26 protein-coding genes are annotated in these 25,208 nt (G+C 41.1%); 13 read left to right on the top strand and 13 right to left on the bottom strand.

The genetic code is table 11. From position 1 onward, the window contains the following. Positions 1–113: 113 nt before the first annotated feature. Positions 114–980, top strand: coding sequence for an acyl-CoA thioesterase II (tesB, locus tag EDC44_RS00480; protein WP_131974269.1), 867 nt, complete (start codon positions 114–116; stop codon positions 978–980). A 103-nt stretch (positions 981–1,083) separates the two neighbouring features. Then, a complete protein-coding gene (locus tag EDC44_RS00475; protein ID WP_131974528.1) occupies positions 1,084–1,419 on the top strand; it encodes a hypothetical protein in 336 nt (111 codons plus the stop codon). On the opposite strand, the gene EDC44_RS00470 is transcribed toward EDC44_RS00475, so the two are convergent. Beyond that, positions 1,416–1,823 carry a Cd(II)/Pb(II)-responsive transcriptional regulator gene (locus EDC44_RS00470; RefSeq protein ID WP_131974267.1) on the bottom strand — a complete coding sequence of 136 codons (408 nt, stop codon included), beginning with the start codon at positions 1,821–1,823 and terminating at the stop codon, positions 1,416–1,418. The genes EDC44_RS00475 and EDC44_RS00470 overlap by 4 nt on opposite strands. Before the next feature lie 106 nt (positions 1,824–1,929). Between EDC44_RS00470 and EDC44_RS00465 the strand changes: the two genes are divergently transcribed. From EDC44_RS00465 to EDC44_RS00445, 5 genes are read left to right on the top strand one after another with little or no spacing between them, the layout of a single operon-like run. Then, a complete protein-coding gene (locus tag EDC44_RS00465) occupies positions 1,930–2,610 on the top strand; it encodes a DUF4198 domain-containing protein (protein WP_131974265.1) in 681 nt (226 codons plus the stop codon). Next, a complete protein-coding gene (locus EDC44_RS00460; protein ID WP_131974263.1) occupies positions 2,610–3,092 on the top strand; it encodes a carboxypeptidase regulatory-like domain-containing protein in 483 nt (160 codons plus the stop codon). Before EDC44_RS00465 ends, EDC44_RS00460 begins: the two co-directional genes overlap by 1 nt. Before the next feature lie 8 nt (positions 3,093–3,100). Further along, positions 3,101–3,712 carry a cobalt transporter CbiM gene (gene cbiM, locus EDC44_RS00455; protein WP_131974261.1) on the top strand — a complete coding sequence of 204 codons (612 nt, stop codon included), beginning with the start codon at positions 3,101–3,103 and terminating at the stop codon, positions 3,710–3,712. Next, the gene (locus EDC44_RS00450) at positions 3,709–4,353 is read left to right on the top strand and encodes an energy-coupling factor transporter transmembrane component T family protein (RefSeq protein WP_207896663.1); all 645 of its coding nucleotides are present in this window, start codon (positions 3,709–3,711) and stop codon (positions 4,351–4,353) included. Before cbiM ends, EDC44_RS00450 begins: the two co-directional genes overlap by 4 nt. After that, positions 4,350–4,988, top strand: coding sequence for an energy-coupling factor ABC transporter ATP-binding protein (locus tag EDC44_RS00445; protein ID WP_131974259.1), 639 nt, complete (start codon positions 4,350–4,352; stop codon positions 4,986–4,988). The genes EDC44_RS00450 and EDC44_RS00445 overlap by 4 nt, the downstream gene beginning before the upstream one ends. Here EDC44_RS00445 and EDC44_RS00440 read toward each other — a convergent pair. Further along, positions 4,945–5,346: a YbaN family protein gene (locus tag EDC44_RS00440; protein WP_131974257.1), complete on the bottom strand. Its 402-nt coding sequence runs from the start codon at positions 5,344–5,346 to the stop codon at positions 4,945–4,947. The genes EDC44_RS00445 and EDC44_RS00440 overlap by 44 nt on opposite strands. 41 nt (positions 5,347–5,387) lie before the next feature. Here EDC44_RS00440 and tilS point away from each other — a divergent pair, with 41 nt between their 5' ends. Further along, positions 5,388–6,692, top strand: coding sequence for a tRNA lysidine(34) synthetase TilS (gene tilS / locus EDC44_RS00435; protein WP_131974255.1), 1,305 nt, complete (start codon positions 5,388–5,390; stop codon positions 6,690–6,692). Here the strand turns inward: tilS and hflX are convergent. The 9 genes from hflX to EDC44_RS00390 form a co-directional block, all read right to left on the bottom strand. Beyond that, the gene (hflX, locus tag EDC44_RS00430) at positions 6,673–8,046 is read right to left on the bottom strand and encodes a ribosome rescue GTPase HflX (RefSeq protein ID WP_131974253.1); all 1,374 of its coding nucleotides are present in this window, start codon (positions 8,044–8,046) and stop codon (positions 6,673–6,675) included. The two genes, tilS and hflX, sit on opposite strands and share 20 nt — an antisense overlap. A gap of 14 nt (positions 8,047–8,060) precedes the next feature. Next, positions 8,061–8,348 carry an RNA chaperone Hfq gene (gene hfq / locus EDC44_RS00425; RefSeq protein ID WP_131974251.1) on the bottom strand — a complete coding sequence of 96 codons (288 nt, stop codon included), beginning with the start codon at positions 8,346–8,348 and terminating at the stop codon, positions 8,061–8,063. Between the two features lie 149 nt (positions 8,349–8,497). Then, on the bottom strand, positions 8,498–9,481 hold the full coding sequence (gene znuA / locus EDC44_RS00420) for a zinc ABC transporter substrate-binding protein ZnuA (protein ID WP_424275952.1): 984 nt from the start codon (positions 9,479–9,481) through the stop codon (positions 8,498–8,500). An 80-nt stretch (positions 9,482–9,561) separates the two neighbouring features. Continuing rightward, a complete protein-coding gene (gene tcdA, locus EDC44_RS00415) occupies positions 9,562–10,326 on the bottom strand; it encodes a tRNA cyclic N6-threonylcarbamoyladenosine(37) synthase TcdA (protein ID WP_165870205.1) in 765 nt (254 codons plus the stop codon). Next, the gene (gene mltA, locus EDC44_RS00410; RefSeq protein ID WP_131974524.1) at positions 10,326–11,447 is read right to left on the bottom strand and encodes a murein transglycosylase A; all 1,122 of its coding nucleotides are present in this window, start codon (positions 11,445–11,447) and stop codon (positions 10,326–10,328) included. The genes tcdA and mltA overlap by 1 nt, the downstream gene beginning before the upstream one ends. A gap of 67 nt (positions 11,448–11,514) precedes the next feature. Beyond that, complete coding sequence (locus EDC44_RS00405) at positions 11,515–12,984, bottom strand: tetratricopeptide repeat protein (RefSeq protein ID WP_131974245.1); 1,470 nt, start codon at positions 12,982–12,984, stop codon at positions 11,515–11,517. Positions 12,985–13,056: 72 nt separating this feature from the next. Then, a complete protein-coding gene (gene gorA, locus EDC44_RS00400) occupies positions 13,057–14,412 on the bottom strand; it encodes a glutathione-disulfide reductase (protein WP_131974243.1) in 1,356 nt (451 codons plus the stop codon). A 94-nt stretch (positions 14,413–14,506) separates the two neighbouring features. After that, positions 14,507–15,352, bottom strand: a complete 846-nt coding sequence (locus EDC44_RS00395) for a 23S rRNA (adenine(2030)-N(6))-methyltransferase RlmJ (protein WP_131974241.1) — start codon at positions 15,350–15,352, stop codon at positions 14,507–14,509. Between the two features lie 58 nt (positions 15,353–15,410). Further along, entirely contained in the window at positions 15,411–18,014 is a 2,604-nt protein-coding gene (locus tag EDC44_RS00390; RefSeq protein WP_131974239.1) for a penicillin-binding protein 1A, read from the bottom strand. Between the two features lie 137 nt (positions 18,015–18,151). On the opposite strand from EDC44_RS00390, the gene EDC44_RS00385 reads away from it, so the two are divergent. Genes EDC44_RS00385 through EDC44_RS00365 form a run of 5 tightly spaced genes read left to right on the top strand, consistent with a single transcriptional unit; the run spans position 18,152 to position 21,919 of the window. Further along, positions 18,152–19,093, top strand: a complete 942-nt coding sequence (locus EDC44_RS00385) for a type IV pilus biogenesis protein PilM (protein WP_131974237.1) — start codon at positions 18,152–18,154, stop codon at positions 19,091–19,093. Continuing rightward, a complete protein-coding gene (locus tag EDC44_RS00380) occupies positions 19,071–19,622 on the top strand; it encodes a hypothetical protein (RefSeq protein ID WP_131974235.1) in 552 nt (183 codons plus the stop codon). The genes EDC44_RS00385 and EDC44_RS00380 overlap by 23 nt, the downstream gene beginning before the upstream one ends. Further along, positions 19,619–20,164, top strand: coding sequence for a competence protein (locus EDC44_RS00375; RefSeq protein ID WP_131974233.1), 546 nt, complete (start codon positions 19,619–19,621; stop codon positions 20,162–20,164). The genes EDC44_RS00380 and EDC44_RS00375 overlap by 4 nt, the downstream gene beginning before the upstream one ends. After that, positions 20,165–20,554: a pilus assembly protein PilP gene (locus tag EDC44_RS00370; RefSeq protein ID WP_131974231.1), complete on the top strand. Its 390-nt coding sequence runs from the start codon at positions 20,165–20,167 to the stop codon at positions 20,552–20,554. A 9-nt stretch (positions 20,555–20,563) separates the two neighbouring features. Beyond that, complete coding sequence (locus EDC44_RS00365) at positions 20,564–21,919, top strand: type IV pilus secretin PilQ (RefSeq protein ID WP_131974229.1); 1,356 nt, start codon at positions 20,564–20,566, stop codon at positions 21,917–21,919. Between the two features lie 38 nt (positions 21,920–21,957). Here the strand turns inward: EDC44_RS00365 and EDC44_RS00360 are convergent, their stop codons facing one another. Together EDC44_RS00360 and glmS are read right to left on the bottom strand one after the other, a co-directional pair. Continuing rightward, positions 21,958–23,229 carry an NRAMP family divalent metal transporter gene (locus EDC44_RS00360; protein WP_131974227.1) on the bottom strand — a complete coding sequence of 424 codons (1,272 nt, stop codon included), beginning with the start codon at positions 23,227–23,229 and terminating at the stop codon, positions 21,958–21,960. A gap of 143 nt (positions 23,230–23,372) precedes the next feature. Further along, positions 23,373–25,205, bottom strand: coding sequence for a glutamine--fructose-6-phosphate transaminase (isomerizing) (gene glmS / locus EDC44_RS00355; protein WP_131974225.1), 1,833 nt, complete (start codon positions 25,203–25,205; stop codon positions 23,373–23,375). Positions 25,206–25,208: the final 3 nt, after the last annotated feature.

Below are 25,208 nucleotides of genomic sequence, written 5' to 3'. Positions count from 1 at the left end.
CTCTGCCCAAATGGCGTTATTTACCTTAAAGTTATATAACCGATACAGGCTTTTATCAGCTCAAAATACGCTTTATAATATGTGAACTCAACGGCACTAAAAGGAATACGATAATGTCTGATGTTTTAAACAATCTTATTCAATTATTGAAATTAGAAAAACTTGATGATTTACTTTTTCGCGGAAGCAGCCAAGATCTTGGATTTCGTCAAGTGTTCGGCGGTCAAGTAGTGGCACAAGCTTTATCCGCAGCTCAGCAAGTTGTACCACAAGATCGACTTTTACATTCCTGTCATGCTTATTTTCTCTCTCCGGGAGATTCTCAGCATCCGATTATTTACGATGTGGAAACGTTGCGGGAAGGCAGAAATTTCACCGCTTATCGTATCAAAGCAATTCAGCATAAAGATGCGATTTGCCATGTAACGGCATCGTTTCAAGTACCGGAAAACGGCTTCGAGCATCAAAGTGTGATGCCGCAAGTGGCTGCTGCCGATGAATTTCTTTCTGAGAGTGCGGTGCTACAAAAAATGGCACCATTAATTCCCGAAATGGTGCGGGATAAATTCACAGCAGAACGCCCTTTTGATATTCGCACCAAGTATATGAACAATCCGTTCCAAGGCTCTGCACTACCGCCGGAACAATTTGCCTGGGTGAAAGCAAACGGTAGCGTTCCTTTAGATCAAAAAATTCAAAAATGTCTATTAGCATATTTTTCGGATTTTCATCCGCTCTTAACCTCACTACATCCGCATTCCGTCGGTTTTTTACAAACCGGTATGAAAGTGGCGACCATTGACCATTCTATTTGGTTTCATCGGGAATTTGATTTGAATGATTGGTTACTTTATGCCTTGGAAAGCAATAACGCCTATGGCGGACGCGGATTGGCTCGCGGACAGATTTTTGATCGTCAGGGGCATTTAATTGCTACAACCCAGCAGGAAGGATTAATTCGTTACGCACCGAAAGCCTAAAGTGCGGTCATTTTTCAGTAAATATTTACCCCGATTTTTGTATGGTCTTTTCATTTGAAAGGCATACAATAACCGCATTATTGGAATAAATTGAGAAATTATGATGTCAAACCCGTTTACCGCCCGCTGGACCTCGCAAGGCAATACGCTTTGTTTGGGACATTGGGAAATTTCATACAATGGCACCGCTCTTGAGTTGCCCGAAGAGCAACGCGAACATGATATGGGAACCAACGGCATTTATAACTTCATGGATCCCGATGATGAATTATTCCGCGAAGGTTTAACGGAAGACGATTGGATCCTGCAAAACGTGGAATGGTTGAGTGATTTGTTCATTAAAGCGGATATTCCTTTGGAAGAAGAAACTATGCTTCAATTTTACCAAGCGGTAAATAAGGAAGATTGGCGTTGCGGCAGCTGTGGCGGCTGTATTTAAATTTTCACAAAACTGCCGCTGTGCTGCAATAGGGTTTTCATTAAATTATCCGCACCGTCGCTATCTTTAAATTTTCCTTTAAGCCGGATCAATTGTTGACGCAAATGATCCAGTTCGTGAATCCGTTTTGCCACGTCTTTAATATGACGATCCAATAATTCGTTGATCTCTTTTGATTGATTTTTCGGAGCTTTATCCAAATTAATCAACATCTTAATTTCATTCAATGAAATATCCAGCGTTCGGCAATAACAAATAAAAGACAGCTGTTGTAAATGTGCATTGTTATATACCCGAAAATTACCGTTTGTTCGTTCGGCATGGGATAACAATCCTTGTTTTTCATAAAAACGGATCGTTTCCACCGTGCAGCCCACCGCTTTTGCTAATTGACCTATTTTCATATTTTTTTGATCTTGTTCACGTTTTTCAAATATTTTCCTTGACCCTAAAGTTACTTCATATTTTATGATAACTAGGCATTTTAAACAATAGCAAGGAGAAGCAAAAATGAAGTTAAAACTAACCGCACTTTCATTATTGTTATTAAGCTGTACGGCAAATGCCCATAATGTTTGGCTGGAGCCGGTGAAAGAACAGGCAGATCGATATGTAGTAAAATTCGGCCATGAAGAAACGGAAAGTTATCCCGAGCATAAACTCAAGTCCATTCAAGCATTATCCCCTAAAGGGCAATTCACTGATATTCAACCGCAATTTAACGCAGGTGAAGCTTATTTTTCCGCCCCCGAAACATCCATTGTTTTTTTGCAATTTGATAATGGCGTTTGGTCAAAATTGCCAAACGGTCGTTATGCGGAAAAAACCAAACAGCAAGAACCTACGGCAGAATTCAGCGTAAATCCGTTAAAAATGGGAAAAGGGATTTTACAATGGAACGATGAGGCACTAAAAGCACATAATCAACCTTATGAACTCGTACCACAAACCAAACCGCAGGCAGGAAAGCCGCTGCAAATTTTAGTCTTACATAACGGCAAACCGGTGGAAGGTATTAAAGTGGGAGTGGGCGAAGATCATCCGTTTAATCTCACTAACGCACAAGGTATTGCCGAATTTACACCGACGCAAGGCTATAATAAAGTGTGGGCCGAGTTTGAAGAAGCGGTAAAAACAACGGATTATGACAGCCGCTCTATTGAATATATGCTAACCTTTGATGTGAAATAATGAAAAAATTAGTTTTTTTGACCGCACTTTTTATGCTATTTAGCGGTAATGTATCAGCTCACGCCCTATATGCAACCGCTCAATTTGACGGCAACACCATTACCGGAAAGGCTTATTATTCCGATATGACACCGGCGGCAGAAACCTATGTGGAAGCCTATGTCAATGGAAGTAAGGAACCCGTCATTAGCGGAAAAACCGATAAGAGCGGTCGTTTTTCACTGAATTTTCAAGGTGAAGGCATCGTCAAAATCGTTGTGGAAGGTGAAGAAGGTCATCGCGTGAATATTGTGGCGGACAAGTTGTCCTCTTCCCCGAAATCCACAATGGATCTAACCTTAATTCGCGAAGATATCGCTCAACTGAAAGATAAAATTTATTGGCGGGATGTTATCGGCGGACTGGGATATATTGTGGGTTTATTTGGTTTATGGGCTTGGTTTAGTGCCAAACAAGAACTTGGCGCCCGCAAACAAAAGTAGGAGTAATTATGCACTTGTCTGAAGGCGTCTTACATTCCGCTACCTTGCTCACCGGTGCGGTGATTGCCGTTGTCGGCATTGCAATAGGATTACGCAAAATTAACCAACAGCAGCTACCGCTCACCGCATTATTTGCGGCAGCATTTTTTGTTGCGGGTACTATTCATGTGCCAGTGGGTATTGGCAGTGTGCATCTGATTTTAAACGGTATTGCCGGACTATTTCTCGGTTGGGCGGTTTTTCCCGCATTTATTATCGCACTGTTGCTACAACTACTGCTCTTTTCCTTTGGCGGATTTGCCGTCTTGGGCGTAAATTTATGCGTAATGGCATTACCTGCGGTCGCTGTGCATTATTTATTCCGAACAAAAATACAAAATGGCTTTTCCCGCCTGCAACAACTTTTAGCCGGAATCGGTGCCGGTGTAATCGGTGTCGGCGGTGCCGGCTTATTGGCATCGCTCGTATTGGCGTTTGACGGCGGGAAAAGTTATTATGATTTAATCGGTTTATTGCTGATTTCCCATTTACCGGTATTTGTAATGGACAGCTTAATCAGTGTAGGGATCATTTTCTCGCTGACAAAAATGTATCCTAAAGCCTTTATACAAACCGTATGAAATTTTCCGTTTTTTCACCGCACTTTTTATTGCTATCATTGTTGCAACCTCATTGGCGGTTGGTTTATGCTTTTCTTTTCGGTTTGGCAATCAGTGCGATTCAACAAATTGATTGGCTTATCGGACTCAATTGTGCAGCCATTATCACCTTATTACTAACTTTAATTTTCAATAAAAAATCATTAAAACCTTATTTTTTTCGCTGGCTGGCAATCAATGGATTTACCTTGCTTATTTGGCTGACAATGAGCTGGAAAATAAGCGGACAAGGCATTGGATTTAATCCTGAAGGCATTCGTCTGGCACTTTTAATCAGCTTGCGGATGAATTTGATTTTATTCATAATATGGCTTTGTTTAATGAATGTGACTGATGTGATTTTAGTACAGGCAATCGCCAAACTGCCGCTACCGTCAAAATTGATCCAGCTATTTATTTTAACGGTGCGTTATATCAGCCTATTAGGTGAAATTAATCGAAAAATGGACATCGCCATGCGGGCTCGCGGTTACCAACCCAAATTAGATCGTCGCACAGTAAAAGTTTATGCTCAGCGCATCGTATTATTATTAATTCACGCCATGTTGAAAGCCGAAAAAGCAGAAATGGCATTGAAAGCACGGGGTTTTCAATTTAAATGAAGATAATTTCAGTCAATAATCTCAGCATACAACGTGATGATCGCCCCGTTATCCATGATTTAAGTTTCAGTATGCAAGAGCAAGAACGCGTATTTTTACACGGTGAAATCGGCACGGGAAAATCCACCTTATTGCACGCCCTACTCGGCTTTGTTCCCATTCATCGTGGTGAAATTAAATTATTCGATCAACGCTGTCATACAGAACAAGATTTTACACCCTTCCGTGGTTCGCAAATAGGTTTACTGTTTCAAAATCCCGATGATCAATTATTCGGCCCGACCGTGTTGGACGATGTGGCATTCGGTCCGCAAAATCAGGGAAAAACGGAACGGGAAGCAAAAGAAATCGCCTATCAACACTTAGTTCAACTGGGCATTGAACATTTACAGGATCGTCCGGTGAATTTATTATCCGGCGGTGAGAAAAATTTTACCGCCCTTGCGGGCGTATTAGCCATGCGGCCCAAAATTTTGTTATTAGATGAACCCACCAACGGGTTGGACAGTAAAAATATCGCAAAATTAACCGCACTTTTGCAACAGTTAGAGCTGCCAATGTTGGTGGCCTGTCATGATTTGGCATTTTCCGCTACACTTGCGGATCGGGTGATTGATTTGCCTGCGTTGCATTAACGGGCGGTGCCGTTTTAATCCAAAAGAAAAAGAACCAATATTTCACCACCAGCAAAATAGCAATCACAATTTTCCCGATTAATGGTGAAAAATAAAAGCCGATTAACAGTGTGATAGTCGCAAAAGCTAAAATATAAGCCTTGGCTTTTACCGTTAATGAGCGGTTTTTCTCAAAAGGTTGTACATGGTTGCGATAAATATCCGTTTGGATAAACCACGCGTGAACTCTGTCCGAACCTTTTGTAAAGAAAAACAGTGCCAGTAATAAAAAAGGCGTGCCCGGCAATCCCGGTGTGGGAATACCGATAATCCCCAAGCCTAAACAAACAAAACCAAGTATAATATAAATGACTTTCATTGATTTCTCTCTAATCTCAATAAACCGAAATGAGAATTATTATGCCATTAATTACGCAAATACAACAGCAAATTCAACAATTTTATTCGTCAAAACAAGCTTTTTTAATCGCATTAAGCGGCGGATTGGATTCCATGGCACTACTTTCGCTATTCGTAAAACTAAGAGAAAAACAACCGCACTTTTCTCTGCGGGCTATTCATATTCATCACGGGTTAAGTGCCAATGCTAATCAGTGGGCGACGCATTGCCAACAATATTGTGAACAACTTGCCGTACCTCTGATTGTGGAAAAAGTGAAAATCAACACCACAAACGGCATTGAAGCCGGTGCCAGAGAAGCCCGATATTCGGCTATTCAAAAGCATTTGCAAAAAAATGAAGTGTTAGTCACCGCACATCATCAAAACGATCAAACGGAAACTTTTTTACTGGCACTAAAACGCGGTAGCGGTGTGCAAGGATTATCCGCAATGGCGGTGCAAAGTGTGGTGTATAATGTGTCGGTTTTTCGCCCTTTATTGTCCGTTTCCCGTTCCCAATTAGAAGATTATGCCGTTGCAGAAAAACTGACTTGGGTAAACGATGAAAGTAATGAGAATAGCTACTATGATCGCAATTTCTTACGTAATGTAGTTTTGCCACAACTTCGCGAACGTTGGCCGTATTTCGACCAAGCGGTTTCTCGCACCGCTACGCATTGTGCTGAACAGCAACGGCTACTCAATGAATTATTGCAACAGGAGTTTCGTCAAATTTATGATAAAACCCACCGCACTTTAACTATTGCTCAATTTTCTGATTATTCAACAGCAAAACAAAAAGCCTTACTGCGGCTGTGGCTGGCAGAACAGCAGCTCTTAATGCCAAGTGCGGTGCAATTAGAACGAGTTTTAACCGATGTGATTCAGGCAAAAAATGACCGTAACCCGCAATTCCAGCTGGGCGGACAAATCATCCGCCGTTATCAACAAAAACTCTATTTAGTCAAGCAGTTTGCCGATTTAAAGGAAATTTCTATTCCGTTGGAATGGAATAAAAAAATTGTTCTGCCGGACAATCTGGGCAGTTTTATTCTTAACAAAACATCCGAAAAAATCACCGCACTTTGGCAAAGTCCGCAAGGTGATTTGGTTTCTGAATTACCGCCTGCCGAACAACCGATGTCGGTACGTTTTAGTTATTCCGGCAAAGTCAGACTCACGGAAAAATCCGTTAATAAAGATATTAAAAAAATCTGGCAGGATCTCGCCGTCCCGCCTTGGCAGCGGCAACGTATTCCGTTGATCTTTTACGGCGAGCGGCTACAAAGTGCGGTGGGATTTTTTACAATTTGGGATCACTAAGAAACTTTCTCCCGTTTACGGGAGAGAGTTTTAACTCATCAAACTGCTTCAACAACTTCTGCCATTCAATCTTATCAATTTGAATATCCAGCAAAAATTCGCCCTGATCACTGATATTTTCAGTTCTCACACAATTGAGCCGATATAAACAATGGCGAATTTTGCCTTGATGTGATTTCAGGGTTAAATTAAATTGCAGAATCTCATTTTTAAGCCATTCGGTGATGGCTGTGAACAATAAATCCAATCCTTCACCGGACACCGCTGAAAGATAAACCGCAACCGGGCGGTTTTCATCGTCATATTCAATATGCGGGGTAAATTCCGTTTGATCGATTTTGTTATATACCAGCAGCATTGGAATTTCGTCCGCATTAATTTCAGCCAATACGGTTTCCACCGCAAGAATATTTTCCTGCCGTCGGGCATCACTGCTGTCAATCACGTGTAATAATAAAGCCGCTTCCGTGGTTTCCTGCAAAGTGGATTTAAAGGCAGATACTAAATCGTGCGGTAAATGACGGATAAAGCCAACGGTATCCGCCAAAATAGTTGTGCCGACATCTTGAATTTGCAAACGGCGTAAGGTGGGATCCAAAGTAGCAAACAGTTGATCCGCCGCATAGACATCCGCCTGTGTTAAGGCGTTAAACAGCGTGGATTTACCCGCATTGGTATAGCCCACCAACGAAACTGTCGGAATATCCGCTTTTCGACGGGTGCGACGGTTTTGTTCGCGCTGTTTATTAACTTTGGTTAAACGGTTTTGCAATTGGGCGATACGCACTTTAATCAACCGACGGTCGGTTTCTAACTGCGTTTCACCGGGTCCGCGTAAACCCACAGCCCCTTTTTGTTGATCCAAGCCGGTTTTACGTCGCACTAATCGGGTGGAAAGATGCTTTAATTGTGCCAGTTCCACTTGCAGTTTACCTTCGTGGGAACGGGCACGCTGGGCGAAAATATCTAAAATCACCCCAGTACGATCCACTACGCGGCATTGGCACAGGCTTTCCAAATTACGGGTTTGAGCCGGTGTTAAGCCGTGATTTACCAACACCACATCCGTATTGTGCAATTTTACTGCTTTGGCAATTTCATCGGCTTTACCTAATCCCACAAAATATTTGGCTTGCGGCGTGCTACGGGCGGTGGTGATGGTTTGCAGAATTTCCACTTTGGCCGATTCTGCCAACTGTTGAAATTCCATTAAATCATCAAAATCACGATTTTGTGAAAAAAAGACATGTACCACAATGGCTTTATCATTATCCGTTTGTGGCAAATCGGAAGAAACAGGAAGTGCGGTAGAATTTTCGTTAAATTCTACCGCACTTGAGAATACACTATTCAATGTGACTAAAACCGTTATTCAGTTTCCGTATCAGCCTGTTCTACGGCTGCCGGTTGTTGAGAATAAGATTGTTGTTGTGCATTGTTATTATGGTGTGAAATAGCTCGTGCCGGTACGATTGTTGAAATCGCGTGTTTATACACCATTTGGCTTACTGTATTTTTAAGTAAAATAACAAATTGGTCGAAAGATTCAATCTGCCCTTGCAATTTAATACCATTTACCAAGTAAATAGACACAGGAATTCGCTCACGACGTAATGCATTCAAATAAGGATCTTGTAATGATTGTCCTTTTGCCATAGTGTTTTTCCTTTCTTACTTTTATTTATATATAGTGACAACGTTATAGAGAAAATAGGAATTTTCTTATTATTATGTCCCTTACCTGTCAAATATAACAACAATTTTGGATGTTGTCACTATAATAATTTAATACGACCAATACAAGGTTATTGAACTAAGCACTGAATATAGCTGTCGGCAATATTTTGTAAAAACGCTCCATATGAATTTTTACCTAATGCTACTTTTTCACCTAACGGGTCTAAAGTACCAACATGGACACCGGTGGATTTTTGCAATGATTCAATCACTTTCGGGGTAAATTGCGGTTCGGCAAACAAACAGCTGACTTTATGCTGTTCGATTTCCGATTTAATTTTCGCCAAAGTTCTCGCGCCCGGTGCTACTAAAGGATTAATGGTGAATGAACCGGTTTGTTGTAAGCCGTAAGTCTCATTAAAATAACCGTAGGCATCATGGAAGACATAAAAACCTTTCCCTTTAACCGGGACAAGTTGTTGCGTGATTTTTGCACTTTGCTCTGTTAAATTCGTTTTAAAATCAGCCAGATTTTGAGCAATCAATGCTTTTTTATCCGGATATTGTGCAATCAACTTTTCAGCTAACTGTTCTGCCACCAATTCACTGACTTTCGGCGAGAACCACACATGCCAGTTTAATTCGTGTTCACCGTGATGGTGTCCTTCATGATCATGATGATGTTCATGAGCCTCATGTTTCTCATGGTCGTGATCCGCATGCTTACCATGACCATCATGATCGTGATCATGGTGATGATGATGTTCGCTGCCTTCGGATAAAAGCGGTTCGACACCCTTAATATCCGCGATGGTTAATACATTTTTTTCATCCAAACCGTCCACGGTTTTCTCCAAAAAAGCATCTACATCTTCGCCAATCCATAAAACCAATTGAGCCTCTTTCACTTTTTGTACATCAGAAGGTTTGAGACTGTAATCATGCGGTGATGCACTGGCAGGAAGCAATACTTCCGTTTCAGTCACACCGTCGGCAATAGAAGAGGCGATAAAACCAAGCGGTTTAATGGTGGTTAACACGTTGGCATTTGCCGCAAAGGAAACGGAAAGTACTGCGCTGGCGATAGCGGTTTTGCTAAATAATGACATAATTTACTCCTTTTGTTGTGTTGTTTTACGAATAATTATCAATAAGGTGTAAAGATTAGTCCTTTTTATTAAAAAAGCAACCCCTATTTTGCTAAAAGCTTATCAATCACGCGAGATACGGCAAAAAAACCGAAGGTTGCCGTAATCATTGTCGCTGCACCGAAACCGTTAGCACAGTTCATTGTGGCAGACACACCGCAATTTCCCGTGGTTTGCGGAAAAATCAACGGCTGGGTGGAAAACACACAATCCACACCGAATTTGCGTTTTGGATTTTGCGTAAAATGATATTCTTTGCGTAAAAACGACCGCACTTTTGCCGCCAACGGATCTTGAATGGTGCGGCTTAAATCGGCAATTTGAATTTGACTTGGATCCGTTTGCCCGCCCGCACCGCCGATGGTAATGATCTTGATTTTATTGCGTTTGCAATAAGCTATCATTGCGGCTTTGGTTTTCACGCTGTCAATGGCATCAATCACATAATCATAACCACGGCTGAGGTAGTCTGCTAAATTTTCTGTTGAGATAAAATCATCAATAATATCAACGTCACATTCAGGGTTGATCAGCTGCACCCGCTCTTTCATTACTTCGGTTTTTAATTTGCCGATATTGCCGCTTAAGGCAGGCAGCTGACGATTGATATTGGTGACACAAATATCATCCATATCAATCAACGTGAGTTTGCCGATACCGCTGCGTGCTAAGGCTTCCACTGTCCATGATCCCACACCACCGATACCGATCACGCAAATATGAACCTGACGTAAACGGGTAAGTGCTTCCTGCCCGTATAAACGGGCTATACCACCGAATCGTTGTTCGTAATTATCAGTGCGTTCCATTATTTTAAGATCCAAGCTCGACCGTAATGTTTTAATAATCCTGCGGTGTGTCCTGCTTTATCGCCGATACCTTGATATAAATCGAAGTGCTGGCCTTTGATCGCACCGCCTACATCAAGTGCCACCACTAAACGTAAATCGTGCTGACCTGTCCAGTTTCCGTCACTATCAATACGCGGCATTTCAACCAATACGATACTGCCTAGCGGCACAACATTTTTATCCACCGCAATAGAAGATAAACTGATCAACGGCACGCCCGCCGCACCTTTTGGTTTATCCGTCGGATCACGCTTGAAGAACACATAAGACGGGTTACGTTCTAACAATGCCTGAAAACGGGAAGGATTGCGTTCCCCCCATTCTTTAATGGCCTGCATAGACATTTTCTCTTTTGGAATTTCACCGTCTTCCACTAATAAACGCCCTACCGCCGCATACGGATAACCGTTTTGCCCGCCATAAGCGAAGTGTGTCAAATGCCCATTGCCCATATCCATAAAGCCGCTCCCCTGCACGCCCATAGCAAAGACATCATACATAGTGCTATACGCTAATTCTAAGCCTTTACCTTCCAATGCACCGCCATAAATTTGGGCTCGAGTGAAACGTTTATTGCTTGGCATTGCATATATCGGATGCTGATATTTGCCGGTTTTATTCGGGCTACCGTGAAAAATAGGAATATAATAACCGGTCATTAATACATTTTGATAGCCGTCTTCACCGCTTAGTTGTTGTAAATTAATCCCAAAATTGCGTAGTTCTGACACATCCGCACCGGATAATACCCAGCTGGTAACTTTGCCATACGTACCTGCGTGACGATTTACTAAGTTGCCGGAATAATGACGAACTTCGTATAATTGAGTTAAAAAATCGCCTTGATTTATGACCGCACTTTGGTTTTCTACCCGAGATACCGGAATTAAGGATAAACCGGAATAAGAACGCCCCTCATACACCGCGCCCAATCTTTTGTAATCTTCCAAAGTCATTGCCGCAGTTCCCGCTTTCACACCTACATTGGATTTTTTCGGTGCATTGCCGGAACACGCCACTAATGCCGCCACCGTCAAAAGTGCGGTCGCTTTTAATAAAGTTTTTAATTTCATTGCTATTCCTAAATGAATCACCCGTTACAAGGGGCGTATATTGTATGTTTTTTGATTCGTAAAAACAAACGCTTTACAACTGCTCTAATGCCGACCGCACTTTTTCAATGGTCGGCTGCCAATTAAGGTCATCATCTTGTCTAAATACCCTCACAGAATCATACCAAGCACAATCATCACGGTTAAGCAACCAGCGGAAATCCGGGAATCCGTTAATTAAAACCCACGTAGGTTTACCCATTGCTCCCGCAAGGTGAGCGACAGAACTGTCAATCGTTACAATTAAATCTAATTGCTCAATTAAACCGGCTGTATCGGAGAAATCATTCAATTCTTTATCCCATAGTGTCAAATTTTTGATTTTAGCGGCTTTAACCCGATCGAATTTACTGATGTCTTTTTGTATACAGTGAAAATCTGCATCAAAATCTAAAATTGATTGCAATTCGTCTAAAGCAATGCTGCGTTGATGATCGCGAGCGTTAGTTTTCGAGCCTGCCCAAACAATACCGATTTTTAACTTTTTGGATGCCGGTATTTGCTTTTTCCATTTGCGATCAAATTCCGCTTCCACTTGTAAATAAGGGGCTTTATTCGGAATATTGTCGACGGTAGTGCCAAAATAATGCGGCAAACTCATCATAGAAACCTGATAATAGGCTTTTTTTGACAACTTCTCGCCATTCATCATTACATCAATGCCATAGCGGGCAAGGTTTGCTTTTAAAAACGACTGTAGCGGGGTAAAATTCCACACTGCTATGGCAAACCCGCGTTTTTTCGCTTCTAAGGCATAGCGTAAAAATTGAATGTTATCACCAAATCCTTGTTCCGCATAAATCAATAATTTACGTTCACCAACATCTTGTCCGCACCAACGTTCTAACCCTTCAACAGGACTTTTCACTGATAGGGTTTTCATAGATAAACGCTGTTCATAGATTTTCCATCCCTCTTCATGCTCGCCTAGTAACAATAACAACATTGCTTTACGCGTCCAAGCGTGGGCATTTTTCGGATTTAATGCTAAACAGCACTCTAAATCTTGCTTGGCTTTATCATATTCTCTTAATTCACCGTATACACGAGCTCGGTGATAGTACGCGTTATAATGTTTCGGATATTGCACAATAAACTCATCAAATAATGATTTCACGGCTAAAAAATCCAAACGAGATTCCGCTACGGCTTGCCTGGTTGATAAATAAAGAAAACGATTATGTTGATTTGGATGTAATTTGACAGATTTATGAAAATAACCTAATGCCACATGCATATTATTCATTTTCTTAAACAATTGACCAAACTGAAAATAAATATCCGCATTCTCAGGATCAGTTTTTAAGGCTTTTTGTAAATTATCTTGTGCCGGTTCTAATTTATTTAAATGAATTTGTATATTTGCCAAAAAAGTAAGAATCTGTGCATGATTTGGATGATGTTGTAAGATTTCATTTAAAGAAATTACAGCTTCAATAAATTTGCCTTGATTAGCCAGTTGCTCGGCTTGGAAAAATTTTTTACGAACGGTTTCCAGATTCATATTCAATAAAATCGTCAAGATAAAAAAATGCCTACATTGTAGTAGGCATTTGTTGTCACATCAATACTGCATTTAACGCATTGTAACAAATTCTTCCGAACCTGTCGGATGAATAGCCACAGTGTTATCAAAATCGGCTTTGGTTGCCCCCATTTTGATGGCAACGGCAAAGCCTTGGATCATTTCATCCACGCCGAAACCGATGCCGTGCAAACCAACAATTTTTTCATCTTTACCCGCGCATACCAATTTCATACGGCACGGTTGGCGATGTTGGGTGACGGCGGTGTACATTGCGGTAAAGCCGGATTTATACACTTTCACATTAGCTTCGCCATATTGCGCAATGGCTTGCGGTTCCGTTAAACCGATCGTGCCGATTGGCGGATGGCTGAATACTACGGTCGGTACAAGTTTATAATCCAAATGTTCTGTCGGTTTGTTATTAAATAAACGTTCGGACAAACGACGACCGGCCGCCACTGCTACCGGAGTTAGTTCGATACCGCCTTCAATAATATCGCCTACTGCATAAATGCCGCGAACATTAGTGTTTTGGTATTTATCCACTTTGATAAAGCCGCGTTCATTGGTTTCAACACCGGTTACGGCAAGATTAATCTTATCGGTAGCCGGTTCACGACCAATTGCCCAAATCACTTTTTCAACGGTTTGTTCGCGACCGTCTTCCAATTTCAATGTGAAAGTGCGGTCGGAATTTTGCACGATTTCTTTCGGAATCGCACCGGTGTGTAGTCTAATACCGTCTTGTGTCAATACTTCCACTAAGGTTTCTACGATAAGCGGATCAAAATTGCGTAACGGTGATTGTTTGCGTACGAATAAATGAGTTTCCGCCCCTAAGCTATTTAATACTCCTGCAAGTTCAACAGCGATATAACCTGCTCCCACCACGGCAACGCTTTTCGGCAGTTCATTTAAGGCAAATACGCCGTCGGAATCAATACCGAATTCCGCACCGGGAATAGTTGGACGTGACGGTCGACCGCCGGTAGCAATCAAAATATGATCAGCAGTAATTAATTCACCGTTGACTTCCACGGTTTTGCTGTCCACAAATTTTGCAAAACCGTTGATCACATCCACATTATTTTTACTTAATACGTTGTTGTAGGAAGTATGAATACGGCTGATATAAGCCTGACGGCTTTCCACTAATTTAGCGAAATCGAAATTGTTAACGGTAACATCAAAACCATAATCCGGTGCATAGTGATGAATAGCTTCGGCAATTTGAGCCCCGTAGAACATCACTTTTTTCGGCACGCAACCTACGTTGACACAAGTACCGCCTAAGGCTTTGGCTTCAATAATGGCACATTTTTTACCGTAGCCCGCAGCACGATTAATAGATGCAATACCACCGGAACCGCCACCAATAGCTAAATAATCGTAATGTTTTGTCATTTTTGTATCCTTTTTTATAAGAAGTCTGCCTTATTGTGGGGGAAATTCTGCAATAAGGCAAACAAATAAATTAGATTGTTTTGATTGGTGCCACCTATTCAGGCGTGATCCATTTCACCGTCCAACCGCCCGTACCTTCCGGCACCAAAGCATTAGTTAAATACGGCAAAATTTGTTTCATTTGGTTTTCCAGCTGCCACGGCGGATTAATCACAATCATACCGCTTGCGGTCATCCCCCGTTGATCGGAATCCGGTCGCACTGCGAGCTCAATTTGCAGAATTTTACGGATACCGGTGGCTTCCAGACCACGAATAGTGCGTTTGATTTGCTGACGCATCACCACAGGATACCAAATAGCATATACACCTGTGGCAAAGCGTTTGTAACCTTCTTCAATGGCATTAACCACTAAATCATAGTCTTCTTTTAATTCATAGGGCGGGTCAATCAGTACCAAACCGCGGCGTTCTTTCGGCGGCAGGGTGGCTTTGAGTTGTTGGAAACCGTTATCCCGTTTAGTCACCACATTCTCAAATTCTTTAAAATTATTGCGTAACATCGGGTAATCCGCCGGATGTAATTCCGTTAATAATGCACGGTCTTGCAGACGTAGCATTTGTGCCGCAATCAGCGGTGAGCCCGCATAGTAACGTAATTCTTTGCCGCCGTAATTAAGTTTTTTGATCATATCCACATAGCGCTGCACTTCTGCGGGCAGGTCATTACGATTCCATAATCGGGCAATGCCTTCTTCAAATTCAGCGGTTTTCTCTGCTTCTTGCCCAAACAAACGATAACGCCCCACACCGGCGTGCGTATCTAAATAATAAAAACCTTTGTCTTTTTGCTGCAAACTTTCAATAATCAGCATTAATGTAATATGCTTCAACACATCGGCATGATTGCCGGCATGAAAGCTGTGACGGTAACTTAACATACTGTATCCTATAATTTTTGGAAAAATAACCGCACTTTATGAAAAGTGCGGTAATAAATCAGAATAATTCTTCGCTTTTCGCGCTGCCGGTTCCCTGCGGTGCACTTGGATCGTATTCCGATGAGCCTGGCAGAATCACTTTATAACCGCGATCCGGCGGCGTATAAACTTTAGTCGGTTCAGTACCTTTAATAAAGTATTCCATTTTACCGCCACCGTTAGCCAACATACCGGAGCTCATATCAATGCGCTTTTCAATGATATTTGGCGGTAACGGGGATTGGCGTTCATCAATCTCCGACAACACCGCTTTCATATAAGAAATCCACGCCGGCATTGCTGTGCTTGCACCGGCTTCGCCACGGCCTAATACTTTCTTGTTATCATCAAAACCCACATACACTGCCGTAGTTAAGTTTGCCCCGAAGCCCACATACCACGCCACTTTAGAGTTATTGGTGGTACCGGTTTTACCTCCGATATCTTTACGGCTAAATTCCTTGCTCATACGCCAGCTGGTGCCTTTCCAGCCTTGACCTTTTTCACCATAAACCGCCGTGGTTAAAGCATCGCGAATCAAAAACGCAATTTCAGGACTTAACACACGCGGCGCATATTGCACCTGTGATGATGCCGTTTTCGATTCGGCCATTAATTCCGGTGAATTTTCCGTTAAAACCACCGCACTTTGTTGCAATTCAGGAATATCCGGCACAATGCCTTCCACATCTTCCACTTCTTCACCATTAGTGCTGTCATCGGTTTTTTGCACATCGGATACGACAGCTTCATCGGTTTGATTATTTAATTTATAAGCATCCAATAATTCGGTTTTACCATAAATGGACGGAATGTCATCACAGGTAAAACAAGCGATTTTCGGGTTTGCCACAAACAGTTCTTTACCGCTATTATCTTCAATTTTTTCAATTAAATAAGGATCGATTAAGAAACCGCCGTTGTCAAACACTGCATAAGCACGAGCCATTTCTAACGGGGTAAAAGAAGCTGCCCCTAAAGCCAATGCTTCACTGGCAAAATATTGATCACGTTTAAAGCCGAAACGTTGTAAATATTCCGCGACAAAATCAATACCGGCAGTTTGCAACGCTCGGATGGCAATCATATTTTTAGATTGCCCTAATCCCACACGCAAACGCATCGGACCATCATAACGGTTCGGTGAGTTTTTAGGAGCCCATTGTTTTTGCCCCGGTTTATTAATCACAATCGGTGCATCTTGCAACACACTGGATAAAGTTAATCCTCTTTCTAAGGCTGCCGCATAAATAAACGGTTTAATGGATGAACCCACTTGCACCATAGATTGTGTTGCTCGGTTAAATTTACTTTGCTCAAAACTAAATCCTCCCACAACGGCTTCAATCGCCCCGTTATCACTGTTTAACGACACTAAAGCCGAATTTACTGCCGGAATCTGACCTAAAACCCATTCCCCGTCATCGCGTTTGCGGATCCAAATCTGTTCGCCAGCTTTGACCGGATTGTTTCGCCCCGTCCAACGCATTGCCGAGCTACCTAAATCCATTTTATCACCATTCGCCAATAATAATTGAGCCGCCCCTTTACTGACAGACAATACTGCCGCAGGAATAAACGGATCAGATGCCGGCAGTTTTTTCAAGAAACCGATAATACGATCTTCATCCCAAGGCTCTTCTTTATCTTTCCATAAAGGTGCACCGCCGCGATAACCGTGACGCATATCATAGTTAATCAAATTGGTCCGCAAGGCTTTTTGTGCTTCCGCCTGATCTTTGGAAAGCACCGTGGTATAAACACGATACCCCTTGGTATAAGAATTTTCTTCCCCAAAACGTTTGATCATTTCCTGACGCACCATTTCCGTCACATAATCCGCACGGAAATCCAACTGAGCACCGTGATAAGAGGCAACAATAGGCTCTTTAATGGCTGCATCATATTGCGCTTTAGTAATTTTTTGCTCGTCTAACATACGACCCAATACCACATTACGACGTTCTTCCGCGCGTTTTGGAGAATACAACGGATTCATGGTAGACGGTGCTTTTGGCAAGCCTGCAATCAATGCCATTTCCGATAAGGTTAAGTCTTTCAGATCTTTACCAAAATAAGTTTTTGCCGCAGAAGCTACACCGTAAGAACGATAGCCTAAATAAATTTTATTTAAGTAAAGCTCTAAAATTTCCGGTTTAGTCAGCGTATTTTCAATTTCAATGGCCAGTACCACTTCTTTAATTTTACGCATAATATTTTTTTCCGGCGTTAAAAAGAAGTTACGAGCCAATTGTTGGGTTATAGTACTTGCCCCTTGTGATGCACCTTGATTTTTCAATGCTACCATCACCGCACGAGCAATACCGACAGGATCTACGCCATGATGACCGTAAAAACGGCTGTCTTCCGTAGCGAGCACCGCATCAATTAACGGCTGCGGGATATCCACTAATTTCATCGGAATACGGCGTTGTTCTCCCACTTCACCAATTAGTTTTCCATCAGCGGTATAAATTTGCATCGGTTGCTGCAATTCCACATCTTTTAATAAATCAACACTGGGTAGATCCGATTTAATGTAAAAATATCCAACACCGGCGACAATCAGACCTAAAATAACCACCGTTAATAGCGTACTTAGAATTAATTTTGTGATCTTCATTCCAAATTTCTCTTAAAAATCTTGCTTTTTCGTGCATTTCCTCAAGGGGCAGCTGACAATTATACCTGTAAATGATGTAATTCGCATCTTTTCGTTTGTTGTACCCAACCTTCATCCTAATACAAAAGGAAAAAATTATGGAATTTCGTATTACGCAAAAATCAAGCAAATTCAAAGTGCCGGTAGGTATTTGGAAAAACGGTAAAAAATTTGAACTGGCATGGTTAACCAAAACGGAAAAAATTTGTTCTGTGACCATACCGGAAAAGAAAGTACATAAGATCCCGAATATTGTTTTAAAAGAAACCTTAAGGGCTGACGGAATAACTTCCGGACAAGTAAACAATTTATATGAGTTTAGTTATATTTCCGCTTTACCGCCACATCTTATTTGGTCGAAAAGTGTTATTTTAGCCGGAAATCCTACCGCACTTGAGTGCGAACGTTTCTGTGAATTTACCCTAGAAAGAGAAATTCCCTTTCCCATCGATGATGTACATTTTGATTATCGTAAAACCCCCTTGGGACAACAAAACGAACCATCGTCTCAATTAGACATTTTTGCAGTACATAAAAAGACAGCCGAAGACTATATAGAAAGCCTGCAACCGCTTCGTATCGAAGTGCTTGATCATTCCGCTTATTGTTTATTACGCTGCATAGATATTATTGCCCCCGAACGAAAAAATACCAACACCCTTTGGATTTATTTGGATCATAGCGGATTTATTTTGATCCGCGAACGATACGGTCAACTGCAAGTTATGCAACAGGCAGAAATTGGTGATTTGATTGAATTAAAAAATAAATTCGTTGCACGTTATGGTGATGAACCGGAGCATTGTATTGCAATGAATTGCGATAATTTCCGTCATATCATAAAACCCGATTTTATGGATTATCAACTTATGAGTGTGCCATTTATCGCATTTGGTTGTGCATTATGGGGAGAAGGACAAAAACTGCTTAATGATCTGGAAATTACTATTAAACCTATTGAAATCGAACTGACATTGGCAGATGAATCAGATAACCCGAATCATTACGGAGAAAAACATGACGCTCAAGTCTTGCATTAATTTATTGCCTTGGCGGGAAAGGCGTTATGCCCGACAATGTTATACGTTATACCGTAATATCGCACTCTTACTCTTGATATTACTTGTAACATGGAACGGTTATCGATACTTTTCAAATCGATTAAACGGACATATCCAACGACAACAACAGCACTTGGAGCAACTCAGACTTAATCTGACAAACACTGTTCGAGAAATCAAACAATTACAAAAAGATTACAAGCAACAAGAACAACGTCTGTCGGCACAAAATCCGCATATTATGGAAATACTAGATTTACTGACTCATATTCCGCTAGAACAAGGAGAACTTGATCTCTGTATTGTTGAGCCGTTAGCACAACAAAAAATGAAAGTGACACTAAAAGGGTGGGCAAAATCACAAACAGAATTTGAACAGGTTCATCATTTTCTAAAAAATCACGCTATGATTACCGATGCAAAGTTATCGCAGTTTGAGTCGCAACAAACAGGCGAATTGTTATTTGATTTTATCCTTACTCTCTCTCCGATAGAAAATTCACAATGAAAATGCCGTTAATTCCTTATCGTTACGCAAAAAATCCCCACCATTTCTTCGCAAAATGGCTACAACTTACGCCACTCAATCAGTGGTTAAGTTTAATATTCATTGTGATACTACTTAGCATAATTCCACTGTTTCAACTCTACCAGCAATATGTATTACATGAACGTTTAAACATTGAGCGACAACAAATTGAGGGGAATTTACAGCATCAACAAAAAATATTCCAAACGCTTAAACAAAAAGCCGACAATACAGCTCTGACGGCAGAAACCGCTTCGGTTTTAGTTCCGATCAATAAGCAAATTCAATTATTGCTTCATAAACATAATTTGCAGGCGGAACAAAGCCAGTGGTTATTTTTTACCGTCCCTTCACTGGATTTAAAACTTAAAGGAAGATTTGCTGATTTTCATCAATTTTTGACCGCACTTTTACGTTTATTTCCTCATTTAAATATAACGGGGCTGCACATCGATAAAACCGAACAAGGTTTTATTGCTTGTCATTTATCTTTTCAACTCACTTTAGCGGAATTTAACTAAATGAATTATCGAATTATTTTTATATTTCTTATGGTGATCAGCCACATTTCAACGGCAAAAGATCCCTTTAATCAATCTCAGCGTACTCAAATGAATAGTAACAATATGACAGAGGAACAAATAATCACACCATCATGTCAGCCCGTTCATTCCGTCATTGCAGAAAATCATTCAATCAAAAAATTACAGATCCGCGGTGTAATTTTACAAAAAAATAAACGATCGATTCTTTTTGAAGCGGATTCGCACATTTTTTTCGCCGGAGAGTCGGATTTTATTGCGACAGAAAAGCTTCAAATTTTATCTATCGGTAAAAAAGAAATTCGTTTGGCAGATTGGCAACATTCTCCAAACTGCACCAATCCGAATATTAAAGTGATTAAATTTTAAGGAAAAATAATGAAAGCTGTCTTTTATTTTTTAACAAAGTGCGGTCTTATTTTGGCATTTTTTTATAATATTGCTTGGGCAAATAACGAAACGATTTTCTCCGTTCGATTACAACAAGCACCGATTGTAGCAAGCTTACAACAGATCGCTTTGGAGCAAGGTATTGATTTGATTGTGGATGATGATCTGCAAGGTACTGTTTCTCTCCAACTGGATAATACGGATTTCGACCGCTTGATCCGTGCCGTTGCCCGCATTAAAAACCTTAGTTTAGAACAAGATAACGGCATTTATTATTTACATAATCCGTCCAAAGAAGAACGTTTTGCCCAACCAATGAACCTACCTAATATGGCGGAAATTCCTAATAATTTAACCGCACTTGAGTCCAAAATCATTACAACATCCATAAAATTACAATTTGCCAAAGCTTCGGAAGTCATGAAATCTTTAACTACGGGTAACGGTTCATTGCTTTCTCTTCAAGGAAGTATCAGTTTTGATGATCGAAGTAACTTGTTAATTATTCGGGATGAAAGCGAACATGTTAAACAAATTAAAAAATTAGTGGGTGAAATGGATAAACCCATTGAACAAATTGCTATTGAGGCCCGTATCGTCACTATTAGCGATGAAAGTTTGAAAGAATTGGGCGTGCGTTGGGGAATTTTCAATCAAACCGGTATATCGCATCGCGTATCCGGCAGCTTAGAAGCCAACGGTTTTGATGTCACCAATCAATTAAATGTGAATTTCCCAACATCATCTGCTGCTTCCGTGGCATTACAAGTAGCGAAAATTAACGGTCGATTATTAGATCTGGAACTCACCGCACTTGAGCGGGAAAATAATGTGGAAATTATCGCCAGCCCAAGATTACTGACCACCAATAAGAAAAGTGCCAGCATCAAACAAGGTACGGAAATTCCTTATGTGATCAATAACAACAAAAATGAAACGCAGTCTGTGGAATTTCGCGAAGCGGTTTTAGGATTAGAAGTCACTCCCCATATATCTAAAGATAACAGTATATTATTAGATCTTATCGTTAGCCAAAATTCACCTAATGCCATTTTTAATAGCCAGACCAACCAATTTACAACGATTGATAAACAAGAGATCAATACGCAAGTTTTTGCCAAAGACGGAGAAACCATCGTGTTAGGCGGTGTATTCCATGACAGTATCACCAAAAACGAAGATAAAGTACCGTTGTTAGGCGATATTCCGATAATTAAACACGCTTTTCGTTCTGAGAGCGAAAAACATCAAAAACGCGAATTAGTCATTTTCGTTACGCCTCACATTCTCAAGCAGGGACAAAGTTTAGACGAATGGAAAAAAATTAAGTTGAAAAAACAATAAAATAGAGAAAGGGCGTATTTAACGCCCTATCATAAACATCATTTAAGCCAACCGGCTTGGTTTGCAATAAATAGTAACGTAAATCCGCTTAAATAAATTAAACCTAGGAAAGACAACCATAATAATCCGCCTTTTACTTTATGCTTGCCTTTCAATACTAATGAAAGATTCAGATAAGCGAATAACGGTGCCGACACAAAAGAAGCGATCATCGCAAAGTATAACATCGGCCCTACGGCATTTTTGAAATAGAAAATAATCGCTAAGCCGGATAATGCTGCGAATAAAATAGCAATATTCAGCGTACTTGGACGGCTTTCTTTTTTATTTAACAATAAACGTAACGATTCCACATTGGTACGCGAATAACCGTCGATTACCGTAATCGTCGTACCAAACATACACATAAACGCAATAAAGGCAATTAAACCGCGTGCCCAATCGCCAATCGTGCTTGCATACATATTAATCAACTGGGCAATATATTTACCGCCCACCATTTCAACTTGCTCACCGGAACCGAATTGCACTAGCGCTCCTAATGCCAAGAATACAATAGCCAAAATTGCCGTACCGATAAAACCGACGTTAAAATCGAAAATCCCATCATTATAAGATATTTTGGTCAGACGACGTTTTGCGACTACCCACATGGAATTGACTGCTGAAATTTCAATCGGTGCCGGCATCCATCCCATCAGTGCCACAATAAAACCCAATGCCCCTAAATTCCACGGACTGGCTGCTACATAATCTGTCGGTGCAACACCCTGCACACCGGTACGACTAAGAGCAATAGCTACTGCCACCACAGTAGTGATCGTCAAGGCAATCATAATCATTTTGGATAAATTGTCCAATACACGATAACGGCCTAATAATAAAATTGCCGTACAAACTACAATAACCGCAAAGCTGGCAATCCCCGGAATAATCTGAGGGAACATAAAATTCAAAATCGCCGCACACAGTAACCCTACGGCTGCCGTATTGATAACGGTTGCAAAGACATTAAGTAAAAAGAATACCCATAGATAAATCAAGCCTTTTTGACGATAACCCTCAAGCAATGTATTGCCCGTATCTAACGTATATTGAGCACCGAAACGGAAGAAAGGATATTTAAAAACGTTTGCTAAAATAATAATAATGGCTAATTGCCATCCGTAAATCGCTCCTGCTTGAGTGGAGGCGATAATATGCGATCCGCCCACGGCCGCAGAAGCCATAAGAATACCCGGACCGAGTGCATTAAGTTTTGACCGCCAAGAGGTATTTTCCTCTGACGTTTGTTGTGTTGATTGTTGCATAATATATTGATTCCTTTCTTTTATTAAAAAAATAATTGGTTAAAGTAGCGAAAAAAACTTTAGAAATCAAGCAAAAAAATAACCGCACTTTAAGCTATCGATAGGAAGAGCTTAAAGTGCGGTTAAATTTCAAAAAATTTTAATTATTCTACGGTTACCGCTTTAGCAAGGTTACGCGGTTGATCCACGTCGGTACCTTTAATTAAGGCAACATGATATGCCAATAATTGCATTGGTACGGTGTAGAAAATCGGGGCGATATATTCATTCACTTCCGGCATGGTGATGATATTCACATTATCAGAGCTCGCAAAACCGGCATCTTTATCTGCAAATACATACAACTGACCGCCGCGGGCACGCACTTCTTCTACGTTAGATTTTACTTTATCTAATAAATCGTTAGTCGGTGCAACCACAATCACCGGCATATCCGCATCAATCAACGCTAACGGACCGTGTTTTAATTCGCCGGCGGCATAGGCTTCCGCATGAATATAAGAAATCTCTTTCAATTTCAATGCCGCTTCCATTGCGATCGGATAATATTCACCACGACCTAAAAACAATGCGTGATTTTTCTCTGCAAAATCTTCTGCCAACGTTTCGATTTGTTTGTCAAAAACCAAGCCTTTTTCAATATCAGCCGGTAATTGATGTAACGCTTTCACGATATCTTTTTCTTGTTCGTGAGAAATATTACCATTTAATTTACCAATAGCAGTTACCAACATCAACATTGCGGCTAATTGCGTGGTAAAGGCTTTGGTTGAAGCCACACCGATTTCCACCCCCGCACGGGTCATAAATGCCAAATCGGATTCACGTACCAAAGACGAACCTGCTACGTTACAAATGGTCATTGCCGCCATATAACCTTTTTCTTTCGCCAAACGCAATGCTGCCAGCGTATCCGCAGTTTCACCGGATTGAGAAAGAGTCAATAACAAGCTATTCGGGCGAGTGACAAATTTACGATAACGGAATTCAGATGCAATTTCCACATCACAGCTCACCCCGGCCAAAGCCTCAAACCAATAACGCGCTGCCATACCGGAATTGTAAGATGTACCGCAGGCCACGATTTGTACGTGTTGTACTTTTTCTAAAATCTCTTTCGCTCCGTTACCGATAGCTTCCACCACAACGCTGTCGTGTGTCACACGACCTTCCATAGTGTTAATAAGTGCGGTGGGTTGTTCAAAAATTTCTTTTTGCATAAAGTGACGGTATTTGCCTTTTTCCGCCGCATCATTTTCAAGATTCGATTCATGTGTATCGCGCGCTACTTTGTTGCCGTGGGTATCATAAATATCTACCGTACGGCGGGTAATTTCCGCAATATCACCTTCTTCTAAAAAAATAAAACGACGGGTTACACTCAACAATGCCAATTGGTCAGAAGCTAAGAAGTTTTCGCCTAAACCTAATCCAATCACTATCGGACTACCGGAACGGGCAACCACTAAATGCTCTGGTTGCTCCTGGTGCATAACAACCGTACCGTACGCCCCTTTAAGTTGTTTGACGGTGTGTTGTACTGCTTTTAATAAATCCTGTGTGGTACGAAATTCCCATTCCACTAAATGTGCGATTACTTCGGTATCCGTTTGAGAAACAAATACATAACCACGAGCCTGCAATTGGGTACGCAATTCTTCATAGTTCTCGATAATGCCATTGTGTACCACGACAATTTTGCCGCTGCGATGTGGGTGAGCATTGGTTTCGGAAGGTTCGCCATGAGTTGCCCAACGCGTGTGAGCGATACCTGTTCCACCAACTAAAGGTTGTACTTCAATCGCATCATCAAGAGCTTTTACTTTACCTACGCGACGCACAATTTGCATATTATGATCCTGATCCAATACGGCAATACCCGCTGAGTCGTATCCGCGATATTCCAAACGATGTAAGCCATCTACTAAAATTTCCGCTACATCACGTTGTGCTACCGCACCGACAATTCCACACATAGT

Source organism: Cricetibacter osteomyelitidis (assembly GCF_004340985.1).
Lineage (GTDB): Bacteria > Pseudomonadota > Gammaproteobacteria > Enterobacterales > Pasteurellaceae > Cricetibacter > Cricetibacter osteomyelitidis.
The sequence above is the reverse complement of the archived record's forward strand: the minus strand, read 5'-3'. Positions and strand labels throughout refer to the sequence as shown.

Coding starts and splice junctions, on each gene's coding strand:
- tesB (WP_131974269.1), top strand. CDS start 114: ATGTCTGATGTTTTAAACAATCTTATTCAATTATTGAAATTAGAAAAA.
- EDC44_RS00475 (WP_131974528.1), top strand. CDS start 1,084: ATGTCAAACCCGTTTACCGCCCGCTGGACCTCGCAAGGCAATACGCTT.
- EDC44_RS00470 (WP_131974267.1), bottom strand. CDS start 1,823: ATGAAAATAGGTCAATTAGCAAAAGCGGTGGGCTGCACGGTGGAAACG.
- EDC44_RS00465 (WP_131974265.1), top strand. CDS start 1,930: ATGAAGTTAAAACTAACCGCACTTTCATTATTGTTATTAAGCTGTACG.
- EDC44_RS00460 (WP_131974263.1), top strand. CDS start 2,610: ATGAAAAAATTAGTTTTTTTGACCGCACTTTTTATGCTATTTAGCGGT.
- cbiM (WP_131974261.1), top strand. CDS start 3,101: ATGCACTTGTCTGAAGGCGTCTTACATTCCGCTACCTTGCTCACCGGT.
- EDC44_RS00450 (WP_207896663.1), top strand. CDS start 3,709: ATGAAATTTTCCGTTTTTTCACCGCACTTTTTATTGCTATCATTGTTG.
- EDC44_RS00445 (WP_131974259.1), top strand. CDS start 4,350: ATGAAGATAATTTCAGTCAATAATCTCAGCATACAACGTGATGATCGC.
- EDC44_RS00440 (WP_131974257.1), bottom strand. CDS start 5,346: ATGAAAGTCATTTATATTATACTTGGTTTTGTTTGTTTAGGCTTGGGG.
- tilS (WP_131974255.1), top strand. CDS start 5,388: ATGCCATTAATTACGCAAATACAACAGCAAATTCAACAATTTTATTCG.
- hfq (WP_131974251.1), bottom strand. CDS start 8,348: ATGGCAAAAGGACAATCATTACAAGATCCTTATTTGAATGCATTACGT.
- tcdA (WP_165870205.1), bottom strand. CDS start 10,326: ATGGAACGCACTGATAATTACGAACAACGATTCGGTGGTATAGCCCGT.
- EDC44_RS00405 (WP_131974245.1), bottom strand. CDS start 12,984: ATGAATCTGGAAACCGTTCGTAAAAAATTTTTCCAAGCCGAGCAACTG.
- gorA (WP_131974243.1), bottom strand. CDS start 14,412: ATGACAAAACATTACGATTATTTAGCTATTGGTGGCGGTTCCGGTGGT.
- EDC44_RS00395 (WP_131974241.1), bottom strand. CDS start 15,352: ATGTTAAGTTACCGTCACAGCTTTCATGCCGGCAATCATGCCGATGTG.
- EDC44_RS00390 (WP_131974239.1), bottom strand. CDS start 18,014: ATGAAGATCACAAAATTAATTCTAAGTACGCTATTAACGGTGGTTATT.
- EDC44_RS00385 (WP_131974237.1), top strand. CDS start 18,152: ATGGAATTTCGTATTACGCAAAAATCAAGCAAATTCAAAGTGCCGGTA.
- EDC44_RS00380 (WP_131974235.1), top strand. CDS start 19,071: ATGACGCTCAAGTCTTGCATTAATTTATTGCCTTGGCGGGAAAGGCGT.
- EDC44_RS00375 (WP_131974233.1), top strand. CDS start 19,619: ATGAAAATGCCGTTAATTCCTTATCGTTACGCAAAAAATCCCCACCAT.
- EDC44_RS00370 (WP_131974231.1), top strand. CDS start 20,165: ATGAATTATCGAATTATTTTTATATTTCTTATGGTGATCAGCCACATT.
- EDC44_RS00365 (WP_131974229.1), top strand. CDS start 20,564: ATGAAAGCTGTCTTTTATTTTTTAACAAAGTGCGGTCTTATTTTGGCA.
- EDC44_RS00360 (WP_131974227.1), bottom strand. CDS start 23,229: ATGCAACAATCAACACAACAAACGTCAGAGGAAAATACCTCTTGGCGG.
- glmS (WP_131974225.1), bottom strand. CDS start 25,205: ATGTGTGGAATTGTCGGTGCGGTAGCACAACGTGATGTAGCGGAAATT.